This is a genomic window from Sinorhizobium fredii (assembly GCF_002944405.1).
Lineage (GTDB): Bacteria > Pseudomonadota > Alphaproteobacteria > Rhizobiales > Rhizobiaceae > Sinorhizobium > Sinorhizobium fredii_C.
Map to the genome: position 1 here is coordinate 488,271 of NZ_CP024309.1, position 11,729 is coordinate 499,999.

Here is an 11,729-nt window from a genome sequence, read left to right on the forward strand (position 1 = left end):
TCCCCCCTAAAGCTGTGCCGTCCAGTCGAAATCCCGGACATAAAGACCGATCGGATTGAGGCGGATAGTTGCCTCGTCCTGCGGCGTTGTCAGCGTAACCGTCGCGATGCCCCGAAAACGGCGCGTGCCGGTTTCCTTTCCCTTGCGGTCGCGCTCGAATTCGGTCCAGTCGATCTGATAGGTCTGGTTTGAGAGAGCCACGATGTTGTTGACCTCGATCGCGACTGTGGACGTTTTCGCCTTCTCGAATGGCGAGTTGCCGCGGAACCACGCGTTGATCTTCTCCGTAGACGGATCTGCAGTCCTGAGAAGCGCATAGGTCCGGTCGATGTGTTGCTTTTGCACCACGGCGTCCGGCGTGATCGAGCGGAAGCTGCTTACGAAGTTGCCGAGCGTCGCGCGTACTACGCGGGCGTCGGCATACTCGATCTGCTCCGGGAAGCCGGCTGTTACCGACGTCCCGAGTTTGTCGACCTCGACGATATAGGGCACGAGCCTGACCTGGGTGCTCAGGTACATCGCGTAACTGAACCCGATCACGGCCATGGACAGGCCAAGGATCCCGACAAGACGCCAGGCTGTGGCCGCTTTGACATAGGAGCCGTATCGTTCCGACCATTCCTGGCGCGCGGCGAGATACGGGTTCTCGGGGGCGCGGTTCGCTGCCATCGATCCAACCTTTCCTTTGCTGTTAGTCGTTGCGTTCGGGAGGTCGCTTTGGAGCGCTGTGCCCGCTGCGGCTCTCGTCGAGCTTGGCGTTCGCGAGCCCGAGGAGCGAGCCAGCATAGGCACCCGGCGAGCCGATCGCCTTCTCCTTCGCCGCCGATCCCGCAGCCTTGCCGGCCGAACCGATGCCCGCGCCGACGCCTATGAAGGCGGACCCCATGACTGAGGAACCCGCGGCTCTGGCGGCTTGCGCCGCCGCAAACCCCGCCCCTGCCGCACCCGCTGTGAGAAATGCGGCCCCAGCAACAAAGGACGCCGCCTGGCCACCATGGCGGATCGCTTCCATCCCCCCGGAGACGGACGCACCATGGACGACGCCCTGGATGATCCCTGGAACGTACATGGCGATGATGAAGACCACGACGGAAATACCGGCGATGGCCAGGGTCGTGACGAACTGATCCGACGTCGCCGTGGGAGCCTGGGCGAGACCGAGCAGGACGTTCGATCCGATCCTGGCGATCATCACCAGGGCCATGAGCTTCATGCCGACGCCAAAGGCATAGACGAGATAGCGAACGGCAAAGTCTTTCGTGAACGACGTACCGCCCAATCCGAGCATGATCATGCCCGCGAGCAGGCCGACATACATCTCGACCATCACCGACACGAAAATCGCCGCCACAAGCGAGAAGCATATGACGACGACGCTCATCGCCAACACTGCAGCGATCGCCAGCGCATTGTCTTCGAACACACCGAACTGCGCCTGTTGCGACATTTGCGAGGCAACCCGTATTCCGGCGTCAAACACTTCTGCGGGCGAGGCTGAACCGCCGCCGGCTCCGATCTGGAAAAGGCTGTCGACGACGGCTCGGGCGAATGTCGGACCCTTATCAAGAACAAACGCGAAGAAGCCGACGAACATGATCCGCCTGACCAGTTCGGCAAACCAGCTATCAAGCGCAGCCGCCTGGATTGCGAGCCAGACCGCCGCAATACCGATCTCGATTGCAGCGAGGATCCAAAATAGCGATCTCGCCGCATCCATGATGGTGGCTTCCCACCCCTTCGCTGCGGACGAGACCTGATTTTCCAGTTCGGTTAGAACCTGTCCCTCCTGTGCGAAAGCCGGAACGGCACATGCGACGCAAAAGAGCCCTGCGATCACGACCGAGCGCGTGAGAATTTTATTCACCATCTCGGACGCAGCTCCTGACCATCTTTAACGGGAGGCAACCCGCTGCCGGAGCCGAAGAAGGTCTGCCCGGCAGAGCGCTGCCCGTCCGTGAGGCCAAGTTTGCTACTGTCTGTCGAATTGACAATCAGCGCGATCGCCGCCATCGCATGAGAGAGGAGAACGAGCGAAAGGGCGATGAGGATAGCGCGGTTCACCAGCGGGGCTCCATCTTTTGACCTTCGGGAATGCTCTTGACCTCGGCGTTGAAGAACTTTTCACGCCGAGCTTGGGCCAGATCCTTGTCGGTCTGTTCGGCTTGCAGCCAGGTGCCCATCATGGTCATCTGCTGGGAAACGAGGCCACGAAGCTTCTGCATCTGCGCGACTTGTTGAGCAGCGATCTGGTGCCCGACCTGCAAGGCCCTCATCTGCCCGTCTGCCGTTTCGGACATCGATCTCAAAGACGACATCGTGCTTTCCTCGCCGTCGAATTGATCGGCCGTGAGGCTTGCCCCCTCTAGCGTGCTGGCGATGGTGTCGCGGTTGGTATCCGACCACGTCTCGTACGTGGACGAAAAGCTCGCTGCATTCGGCAGATTGGTCTTGAGGTTGGCATAGCTCTGAAACCGTTGCTGAAGCAGGTCGTCGGCATTCGCCATCGAAAACGAAACGCTCTGACCCTGGTCGACGATGCTGCGGAGCTGATTGAGATCGCTCTCGACATCACCCCAGATATGGGACGGCAGCGTGGCCGTGTTTTGGAGCAGGTTTTGATAGATGTTCAGCTGGGTTTCGATCTGCTGGGCAAGTTGGCTGATCTGCGTGAGCTGGTTCTGGATTTGCTCGCCGGATTGCCCGACCAGCGAAACCAGTTCACCGTTGTTGAGCACCTGGGTCCATTCAGTGGCGGCACCTGTCGCCGTGCCGGCTTGCGCTGGAATGGCTGCGGCGATGGACGCGGCGGCGAGCAGCCCGGCGAGCAGGTTAGTCGAAGTTGAGCAGCCATGCGGCATCGTGAACTCCTCGCGTTTTCAGCCAATGGATCGGCCATTCGCGGCCATGTTCGGTTTTCAGCGCGCGGACGCGCTTCAGGTCGTCCTTGCCGGAAGCGCCGACAAAGCTCAGCGCTGCAGGACCAAGCGCCATGTCGAAGAGCCGCCGGCCTTCCGGCGTCGCGACGTAGTACTCGCGCTTGGGGATCGCGGCCGCGACGATCTCGATCTGGCGATCGTTGAAACCCAACCGCTCATAGAACTCCCGCGTTCCCGGCTCGCGGGCGGCACCGTTCGGGAGGCAGATCTTCGTGGGGCACGATTCCTTCAGCACGTCGATGATGCCGGAGCTCTCCGCATCCGAAATAGATTGAGTCGCAAGGACCACAGCGCAGTTCGCCTTGCGCAGCACCTTCAGCCACTCGCGGATCTTGGCTCGAAACACGGGATGACCGAGCATCAGCCAGGCTTCGTCGAGGATGATCAGGCTTGGCGAGCCGTCGAGGCGCTTTTCGATGCGGTGGAACAGGCAGGTGAGCACCGGCACAAGATTGCGCTCACCCATGCTCATGAGACGCTCGATCTCGAAAGTTTGGAACCCACCGAGCGACAGGCCGTCCTGCTCGGCGTCGAGCAACTGACCCATCGGCCCGTCGACTGTGTAGTGGTGCAGCGCATCCTTGATCTCGCGCATCTGAACGCCGCTGAGGAAATCTGATAGCGATCGCCCGGGAGCGCTGGCCATCAACCCGATTTGCCGGGAGATGGCATTGCGGTGATCGGGCGTAATGCGCACGCCTTGCAGCGCGACCAGCATCTCCATCCATTCCGCCGCCCAGGCGCGATCTGCGTCGCTGTCCAGATCGGAGAGCGGGCAGAAGGCGAGCACCCTCCGATCTGCGTCGCTGTCCAGATCGGAGAGCGGGCAGAAGGCGAGCACCCTCCCTTCTCCTTCGTTGGCGACGCCGATCTCGTAGTGGTCGCCATCGACAGCCAGCGTCAACGGTAGAAGTGAATTTCCCTTGTCGAAGGCGAAGATCTGGGCCCCGTCGTAACGCCGAAACTGCGCAGCGATCAGCGCCAGAAGCGTTGACTTGCCCGACCCGGTTGGACCGAAGACTAGGGTGTGGCCGACGTCGTCAACATGCAGGTTGAGGCGGAACGGTGTTGAACCGCTCGAAACCTGGATCAATGGGGGTGAATTCGCCGGATAGAAGGGGCATGGCGCGACCGGATTGCCGGACCAGACCGAGTTCAGCGGAATAAGATCGGCGAGATTGCTGGTGTTGATCAGCGGCTCGCGGATATTGCAGTACCAGTTGCCCGGCAGACTGCCGAGGTAGGCGTCGGTGGCATTGAGCGTCTCGATCCGTGCTCCAAAACCTTCCGCCTGGATCAGCCGGCGTATCGACTCCGCCTTTTCCTGAAGTGCCTCGCCATCTTCATCGAAGAGCACGATGACTGGCGTGTAGTAGCCGTAAGCGACCAGTTTCGACGAGGCCTGTGCGATCGCGTCCTCAGTGTCGGCCACCATGGTCATGGCGTCCTGGTCGACTGACCGGCTCTCTGTCTGGAATAACTGGTCGAAAAACGGGCGAACCTTCTGCTGCCACTTCTTGCGTGTGCGTTCAAGCGTCTGGCGGGCTTCTTCCGCGTCGAGAAAGATGAATCGCGATGACCAGCGATAGGTGTGCGGCATCAGGTCGAGACTGTTGAGGATCCCGGGCCAGCTTTCTGCCGGCAAACCGTCAATCGCGACGACGCCAAGAAACCGTTTCTCGATCTTCGGCGTCAGGCCGTGCTCGAGCTCGGCTGTCGCGATCCAATCGAGATACATGGGGACGTCCGGCAGCCGGATTGGATGGTTTTCGCCGGTCACGCAGAAGCGAATGAACTGCAGCAGCTCATCATACCGGGCAAAACGCACCCCTCCCCTTTCGCTGACCTCGCGCGTTTCCATGCGTCGGATCGAGAGCGTGTTCGCCAAATACTGCTCGATCTCGCGAACGGCGTTATTGAACATGAAGAGCACCGTGTCCGCATACGATTTCTTGCGGCTTTCCTCGTCGGAGTAGATGTATTTGCTGAGCGCGGTCTTCGTGGACTCCAGCGGCCGGTAGGTCAGTATCAGCGCGTGCTTGCTCTCGAAATGCCCCCGCTCACGCGCGAAATGCGTCCGGCGCTCGGCGTCGATCGCACGCGTGACCGGATCGGGGAAATGGCATCGATCCTCTGAAGGGTAATCGATCGTCGGAAGGCGGATGGCTTCGACCTGAATCATCCAGCCGCTCCCGAGCCGCGACAGGATCGCATTGATCTGCCGCGCCAGCTCGTTGCGTTCGAGGGCGGTCGCACTTTCAGAATCCGGGCCGGCAAAGTACCAGCCGGCCATTAGACTCCCGTCCTTGAGCAGGAGGACGCCATTGTCGACGAGGCCGGCGTAAGGAACGAGATCAGCGAAGGAAGGGCCTGTGGCCCGGAAGCGTTTCAAAGCAACCACCACAGCCTCCTCAATGCCGCCGCCACGGCGAACTGGTCGCCTTGTAGTAAGGGCTGTAGCAAATGTGCCTGATGTAGATTTGCCGCATCAGTGGATCGGATTTCGCCATCATCCTGAGCAGCCCGACGATCACGACCCAGACGGCGATACCGAAGAGCGCCGAATAGACCGTCAGGACGACGAAGATCAGGATGACGGCGGCGAGCCCGGTGAGCAACACCAGTTCCCGATCGGCGCCCATCAGCAGGTTCGGACGGGACAATGCGCGATGAATGCGATTGCGCTGCAGGCCGGACAGGGAATCAGCCACGGGGCCCCTCCCCTTCTCCGTTGAAGCCGAACGACTGCCTCTCCTCGTCCATCAGGCCGATCGACGCGCCGGTCGCGCCGAACAGACCGACGATTTGGGTGGCGCCGAGCAGGATGCCGGCGACGAGGACGATATAGACGAGCCGCCGCGCAAAATCGTTGAGCTCGCCGCCGAAAATGAGCATGCCCCCGGCGATTGCCATCGCTGCAAGGGCAATGGCGCCGGCAACGGGGCCGGTGATAGACTCCTGAATTTGCTCCAGCGGCGCTTCCCACGGCAGCCCGCCGCCACCAGAGCTGGCGAGCGCGCAAGCAAACGGCGCGAGAACGATGGGCGCGGCAACGAGCGCGACAACGGTGACTTTACGCGACATGGCGCACCTCCTGCTCTTCGGTCAGTTGGTCTGCTTCGATCGCGTACTCGCCGCCCGCAAACCGCTCGACCTGAATGACGTCGCGTATACGCCGTCCGCGCGAAGTTCGTTCGATGGAGACGACAAGGTCGACCGCCTCGCCGATGACCTCTTGCATCGGCTGCTGGCTTGCCTCAGCGGTCAGCTGTTCGAGCCTTCGTAGCGCCGACACGGCGGTATTCGAGTGGATTGTCGCCACGCCACCGGGATGGCCGGTGTTCCACGCCTTGAGCAGTGTGAGGGCAGCACCGTCGCGGACCTCGCCGACGACAATCCTGTCCGGCCGAAGCCGGATGGTGCTCTTTAGGAGCCGCGCCATGTCGACAGTATCGCTCGTGTGCAGGAGCACGGCGTTCTCCGCCGCGCATTGGATTTCAGCCGTGTCCTCGAGGATGACGAGGCGGTCCTGGGGCGCTGACTTGACGATTTCGGCGATGATCGCATTAGCCAGCGTTGTCTTGCCAGACCCAGTTCCACCGGAAATGATGATGTTGAGCCTGGCGGCAATCGCGCTGCGGATCGTCGACGCCTGATGGGCGGTCATGACGCCAGAACGCTCAAAGTCGTCGAGCGGGATCAACCGTGAGGCCCGACGGCGAATGGTAAAAGCCGGCTTCGCCACCACCGGAGGCAGCAGTCCTTCAAACCGGTGGCCGCCGATGGGCAGTTCGCCGGAGATGATCGGTTGCTCATCATCCACCTCCGTCTGAAGGGCATGAGCGACGGTTCCGATCACCATCTCCGCGGCGGCGGCAGACATTTCGCCGGCCGGCGCAACACCGTGACCTAGCCGCTCGATGAACAGCCTACCATCGGGATTGAGCATGATCTCGACGACAGTCGCATCGTCCAGGGCGGCGCACAGGTGATCGCCGAGCGCGTCCTGAAGTTTGCGCACGAGTCGCGGATGGGAACGAAGCTGGTTCATGGCGATCTCCTTTACGCTACCTGGCTGACGGTGAGTTCGGATCGGTAGTTCGGTGGCCGCAGCTTCTGGAATGTGTCCGCATCCGCGGGCAATGTGCCCGCTACGGCCATCGTTACGCCAATCTTCTCGGGAGCACCCATCCGCTGCAGCGGCCAGCCGACGCGAGCGAGGATTCGCTCAAACCGAAGATCGGTCACGGTGACGATCTCGGTGTAGTTATTCCCTATGCACCATTCGATAATGCCCGCGAACATGGTCAGCGTGGCCTCATGGACGGAGCCGTCTCCCCTCCCCTCTTCGAGAGTCGTGTCGACGCAGAACCGGGAGCTCTCGATCATCGACGAATGGGCGGTCAGGCGGCCTTGCGGAAGTAGTGAGGGGAACACATCTGCCAGCATGGTCGGGCCTGTGGCAGGAAGAAGCCGTGCACATCCCGCCAGTCGACCGGCCTTAGAGATGGCCAGGATATAGGTCGGTTGCAGATGGTCGAATGCATCGGCCTCACGGCCTGCCGCAACGTCGACGTCCCAGTTCAGGCGGTCTGAAAAGACCTTGGCGCGCAGCTCGTGATGACTGAGGAGAAGCTCGGCTTCTCGGATATTTCTCGGTCTTGAAATCGCGAGAATCTGCATGAATCTCTCCGTCGTTGTTGGACGACGGGGAAATCAGCACGAATCTCAATCAGGCGGCAGTTGTAGAATCCTACAAGGTTTTTTCAGACCGATTCGCTCGACAACGCGGTTTCGCTCCGCGCCGGACGGACTTCGCGAAGTTTTCGAGGAGGCAAACCTATGTAGGATTCACAGTAAAACAGAAGGGGAACGTAGACGGCCTGTGTTTCCTCTAATACTCGGATTTCACAAGCTAATTTTGATTTGCCGGGGGCAGCCGGCATGGTGTCTGTTAACCGTTCGTTAACCAAGCAGCGTTTGACGCAACTGGGGAATCGGTTAACTGTAGCGCGACGGAAATTGGGCGACGATCATGAAAAAAGCGTCGCGAGTGATGTCAACCATGAATATGCGGCCAGAAAACATGATCGAATCGTCCGCCGAGAAGATTAGCAGGCAGTCTCAGTTGCTGTCCGCACAGCTGCAATCGTTGCGGGAGCGGATATACGAGCCGAATGCGATCAAAACTTTGAAAACCTACACCTCACGCGAGGTGGCTGGCCTGCTCGGAATAGCCGAATCGACTTTGCGGCAAATGTCGTTGGATGGGGAGGGCGTCATCCCTGACCGCCACGACAACGGCCGTCGCGCCTACACACTTGAGCAGATCAATGAGACACGTGAACACTTGGCGCGAAAGCGACCTCACGACGCGCTTGAATTTCTGCCCAGGCGAAGAGGCTCGGACAAGCTGCAGGTCATTGCGGTCGCGAACTTCAAGGGCGGCTCGGCCAAGACGACAACGACTGTTCATCTCGCTCACTATCTGGCCATAGCTGGGTTACGTGTTCTGGCCCTCGACCTCGACCCACAAGCCTCGCTGTCAGCCATGTTCGGCTATCAACCAGAATTCGATGTCGATGAGAATGAGACAGTCTATGCGGCGATTAGATACGATGACCGGCGGCGCCCGATACGAGATGTCATCCGGAAAACCTACTTTTCTGGTATCGATCTGATCCCCGCTAACCTTGAGCTCATGGAGTATGAGCACGAGACCCCACAGGCAATCGCCGACGGTCACGGTCGTGGAGATGAGATTTTTTTTCGGCGTCTGTCTTCTGTCATTCGCGAAGTGGAAGCTGACTACGATGTGGTCTTGATCGACGCGCCACCGCAGCTCGGCTATCTGACGCTCGGGGCATTATGCGCCGCGACCGGGCTACTGATTACCATTCATCCGGCGATGATAGACGTCGCGAGCATGAACCAGTTCTTGGCGATGATGAGCGACCTTATGTACGTCATCGAGGAACGCGGTGGCGTGCTGAAGCACGACTTCATTCGGTATGTCATAACTCGCCACAATCCGAACGACGGCCCACAGGTCAATGTCGTAACTTTGCTTCGCTCTCTGTTCAAAGAGGATGTTCTTGCGCCAGCAGTTGTCGAGACCACCGCGATCGCGAGCGCCGGCCTTGAGAAGAAAAGCCTCTATGAGATGAGCCGCGGAAGCGTCGGCCGCGATACTCTCAATCGCGCGTTGGAGTCAGTCGATTCTGTCAACAAAGAGATCCTTCGGCACATCAAAGAGGTGTGGGGCAGGTCATGACCAATCCGCGCGACCGCAATCAGCGAATGAAAAGCCTGTTCGCCAACGTAAATCCTGACGAGTTGGTCAGACCGTCGGCTACCATGTCCGCTGACGCTGAGAAGCGGCGTGTGGGCTCGGCCGCTGTCAAATCAATGGACAGGGCATTTGTCTCCATCGAGGAAGAAAACAAGCGGCTCCATGAGCAGCTGCTGTCGGCCGAGTCGATAATCGAAATCGATCCTGACAAAGTAGTCCCCTCGTTCGTCAGCGATCGGCTCGATATTGAGGGAGACCGGACGTTTGAAGCGTTTGTCGAGGGAATAAGGGAGGCCGGACAAAAGCTCCCCATCCTCGTCCGCCCCCTCCCCGGCCGACCGGACCACTATCAGGCGGCCTATGGCCATCGACGCCTTCGGGCGTGCCGGATTCTCAAGCGTCCGGTGAAAGCGATTGTACGAGATCTTTCCGATGAAGAATTGATCATCTCTCAGGGGATCGAGAACTCTGAGCGCCTGAACCTCTCCTTCATCGAGCAGGCTCTTTTCGCGCTCACTCTCAAGGAGAAGGGTTACAGCCGCGAGACTATCTCCGAAGCGCTCGGCCGAAAGGAACAGAAGAACGTCGCCTATATTTCCTTCCTGACAAACGCCGCGGCGGCGCTCCCCGAAGGTCTCATCCGACTGATAGGCTCGGCGCCTTCGATCGGCAGACCAAAGTGGGAAAAACTTGGCTCTCTCATTCAGAACCGGTCGCTCAATGCGACGCAACGCTATGCTGTCGAGGCCCTCACCTCGAACGAAGACTGGGCGTCGGCCGACAGCGATCAGCGCTTCTCGTTGGTTTTGGGGGCATTGGACAATCGAGGGAAGTCGGAGAGTGCCGTCACTGAGATAGCGATCGAAGATGGCAGCGTAGTCGTCGCCAAACGATCTGGTAATGCAATGACTATCTCGATCCCTGAGAAGCGGATCCCAGGTCTATCGGCATGGCTTCTGGAACGCCTTCCAGATCTCGTGCAGGAATATCGCGCCACACAAAAAGAGGGCTCTTAGATGAGGTGACAACCGAGACGAAGAAGGGTCTACCGACGCCAATCGGTAGACCCTTGATCCATTAGCCACCAGACCGAAACCGATCCGCGACATCACTTTAGCAATCTGATTCTAGGACGGCCCGGCCAAACAATCAAGTCTCTGTAACTCCAGAGGCCGATTTTTTGCGCCCTCCTGCTGGCTTCCCAAATAACCGAAGATGGGAGCTGTGGCATACGCCGCAGTGGGAATCCTATGTCCGAAATTACACCCGTCGCGTCTTTCAGACGTGTCACACCAGCCATCGTCGCAAGCAGTCGCTTGGCAATGACGAATGACGTGCCGGATACCGCGAAAGGAGACGTTGCCGTGCTACTGAAGCAGGCGGCTCCAATCCTGGGGATAGACGGCACGACGTATCACGTTATGGACATTCTCTTGGGGCTATCGCGTCCAGAGGACTGGAAAGGGACCGGGCGGCCCATTGTCGCCGTCTCGAACGCGAAGCTGGCCGAGTACACGATGCGCTCGGAGCGCACGGTCATTCGATGCATCCGCCGGCTCGTCGAGGCTGGCATCGCCGCTTACCGAGACAGTTCGACCGGCCGACGGTTTGTCTATCGTGACACAGGGGGTGGCATCATCGCTGGATTTGGAATCGACTTCACTCCAGCGCGGGTGCGGTTTGCGGAGATTAAAGAGAAGGTAACGGCCTATCGCGCAAAGCTCGCGGCGGAAAACGAAGCGCGACGAGACGTAGCGCGCTTGGCCCGGGCAATAGAAGATCTTTGCGATGCCTTTCCGGAGGATGCCGAAGATTTGAGGAGCCGAGTCCAAGGAGCTGATTTGACCGCGAACGGCATCTTAGACAAAGCCGAATCATATCGTTCAGTTTATGCAGACGCCCTGGAGAGGATCCAGGCGCGCAATGAAGAGAACAAAATGGCAGCCGAGGGTGACATCAATGTCAGGGCTAATACATATATTAACTCTGAATCTTCCTCTGGATGTAAGGATAAAGGCCCGCGCGGTAACGAGCGAACATATTTCCTAGAGCGCAACGCCGCTGCACCCATGGCTGTTGAAGCACCGCCCGGGGCGAAAGCTCTAGGACTTCAAAACAGATCCCCTCCCCCCTCGAGTGCGAATATCCAGACACAAGTGCTGGGTTCAGTCTCGATCGGACTTTTGCAGAGCGCCTGCCCCGAAGCGCAATCGATGATCGGCGCACGCTTCGACACTTGGTCCGCGCTGGATCGGAGCGGTGAAATGTTGCGGCGAATGATCGGGCTCTCTGAAGGAGGATGGATGGACGGGCGGCGGCGCGTGGGCGCATATGCCGCTGCGGCAATTCTGGCGACTGTTCTCGAGAAATCGTTGCGGGATCCGGAGCAGATCTCGAAGCCGGGGGGCTACTTCAGAGCAATGGTTGATCGTGCCGCCGAAGGAAAGCTCAACCTTGAACGAAGCCTCTTTGGATTGGTGGAGGGAAAATACGCGGTGTAG

The 11,729-nt window shown here is 59.5% G+C and carries 12 protein-coding genes; 3 read left to right on the forward strand and 9 right to left on the reverse strand.

Annotation, left to right across the window (positions count from 1 at the left end):
• Positions 1–6: 6 nt before the first annotated feature.
• From NXT3_RS23550 to NXT3_RS23590, 9 genes are read right to left on the reverse strand one after another with little or no spacing between them, the layout of a single operon-like run.
• Entirely contained in the window at positions 7–669 is a 663-nt protein-coding gene (locus NXT3_RS23550) for a conjugal transfer protein TrbF (RefSeq protein WP_104840651.1), read from the reverse strand.
• Positions 670–691: 22 nt separating this feature from the next.
• A complete protein-coding gene (trbL, locus tag NXT3_RS23555) occupies positions 692–1,867 on the reverse strand; it encodes a P-type conjugative transfer protein TrbL (RefSeq protein WP_104840652.1) in 1,176 nt (391 codons plus the stop codon).
• Positions 1,861–2,061: an entry exclusion protein TrbK gene (gene trbK / locus NXT3_RS23560; protein WP_104840653.1), complete on the reverse strand. Its 201-nt coding sequence runs from the start codon at positions 2,059–2,061 to the stop codon at positions 1,861–1,863. The genes trbL and trbK overlap by 7 nt, the downstream gene beginning before the upstream one ends.
• Positions 2,058–2,858, reverse strand: a complete 801-nt coding sequence (gene trbJ / locus NXT3_RS23565) for a P-type conjugative transfer protein TrbJ (RefSeq protein WP_104840654.1) — start codon at positions 2,856–2,858, stop codon at positions 2,058–2,060. The genes trbK and trbJ overlap by 4 nt, the downstream gene beginning before the upstream one ends.
• The gene (locus tag NXT3_RS23570; protein ID WP_104840702.1) at positions 2,830–5,337 is read right to left on the reverse strand and encodes a conjugal transfer protein TrbE; all 2,508 of its coding nucleotides are present in this window, start codon (positions 5,335–5,337) and stop codon (positions 2,830–2,832) included. The genes trbJ and NXT3_RS23570 overlap by 29 nt, the downstream gene beginning before the upstream one ends.
• Positions 5,338–5,347: 10 nt before the next feature.
• On the reverse strand, positions 5,348–5,647 hold the full coding sequence (locus tag NXT3_RS23575; protein ID WP_037385439.1) for a conjugal transfer protein TrbD: 300 nt from the start codon (positions 5,645–5,647) through the stop codon (positions 5,348–5,350).
• Positions 5,640–6,020 carry a TrbC/VirB2 family protein gene (locus NXT3_RS23580; protein ID WP_104840655.1) on the reverse strand — a complete coding sequence of 127 codons (381 nt, stop codon included), beginning with the start codon at positions 6,018–6,020 and terminating at the stop codon, positions 5,640–5,642. The genes NXT3_RS23575 and NXT3_RS23580 overlap by 8 nt, the downstream gene beginning before the upstream one ends.
• Positions 6,010–6,987, reverse strand: coding sequence for a P-type conjugative transfer ATPase TrbB (trbB, locus tag NXT3_RS23585; RefSeq protein ID WP_104840656.1), 978 nt, complete (start codon positions 6,985–6,987; stop codon positions 6,010–6,012). The genes NXT3_RS23580 and trbB overlap by 11 nt, the downstream gene beginning before the upstream one ends.
• 11 nt (positions 6,988–6,998) lie before the next feature.
• Positions 6,999–7,619 carry an acyl-homoserine-lactone synthase gene (locus tag NXT3_RS23590; protein ID WP_104840657.1) on the reverse strand — a complete coding sequence of 207 codons (621 nt, stop codon included), beginning with the start codon at positions 7,617–7,619 and terminating at the stop codon, positions 6,999–7,001.
• A gap of 373 nt (positions 7,620–7,992) precedes the next feature.
• Between NXT3_RS23590 and repA the strand changes: the two genes are divergently transcribed.
• The 3 genes from repA to repC all read left to right on the forward strand — a co-directional run bounded on the left by repA (position 7,993) and on the right by repC (position 11,729).
• The gene (gene repA, locus NXT3_RS23595) at positions 7,993–9,210 is read left to right on the forward strand and encodes a plasmid partitioning protein RepA (protein WP_104840658.1); all 1,218 of its coding nucleotides are present in this window, start codon (positions 7,993–7,995) and stop codon (positions 9,208–9,210) included.
• On the forward strand, positions 9,207–10,244 hold the full coding sequence (gene repB / locus NXT3_RS23600; RefSeq protein WP_199773383.1) for a plasmid partitioning protein RepB: 1,038 nt from the start codon (positions 9,207–9,209) through the stop codon (positions 10,242–10,244). The genes repA and repB overlap by 4 nt, the downstream gene beginning before the upstream one ends.
• Positions 10,245–10,478: 234 nt before the next feature.
• Positions 10,479–11,729 carry a plasmid replication protein RepC gene (gene repC, locus NXT3_RS23605; RefSeq protein WP_104840659.1) on the forward strand — a complete coding sequence of 417 codons (1,251 nt, stop codon included), beginning with the start codon at positions 10,479–10,481 and terminating at the stop codon, positions 11,727–11,729.

Bases quoted from the DNA above. Each gene is read 5' to 3' on its own strand.
- NXT3_RS23550 (WP_104840651.1), bottom strand. From the start codon at position 669: ATGGCAGCGAACCGCGCCCCCGAGAACCCGTATCTCGCCGCGCGCCAG.
- trbL (WP_104840652.1), bottom strand. From the start codon at position 1,867: ATGGTGAATAAAATTCTCACGCGCTCGGTCGTGATCGCAGGGCTCTTT.
- trbJ (WP_104840654.1), bottom strand. From the start codon at position 2,858: ATGCCGCATGGCTGCTCAACTTCGACTAACCTGCTCGCCGGGCTGCTC.
- NXT3_RS23580 (WP_104840655.1), bottom strand. From the start codon at position 6,020: ATGTCGCGTAAAGTCACCGTTGTCGCGCTCGTTGCCGCGCCCATCGTT.
- trbB (WP_104840656.1), bottom strand. From the start codon at position 6,987: ATGAACCAGCTTCGTTCCCATCCGCGACTCGTGCGCAAACTTCAGGAC.
- NXT3_RS23590 (WP_104840657.1), bottom strand. From the start codon at position 7,619: ATGCAGATTCTCGCGATTTCAAGACCGAGAAATATCCGAGAAGCCGAG.
- repA (WP_104840658.1), top strand. From the start codon at position 7,993: ATGTCAACCATGAATATGCGGCCAGAAAACATGATCGAATCGTCCGCC.
- repB (WP_199773383.1), top strand. From the start codon at position 9,207: ATGACCAATCCGCGCGACCGCAATCAGCGAATGAAAAGCCTGTTCGCC.
- repC (WP_104840659.1), top strand. From the start codon at position 10,479: ATGTCCGAAATTACACCCGTCGCGTCTTTCAGACGTGTCACACCAGCC.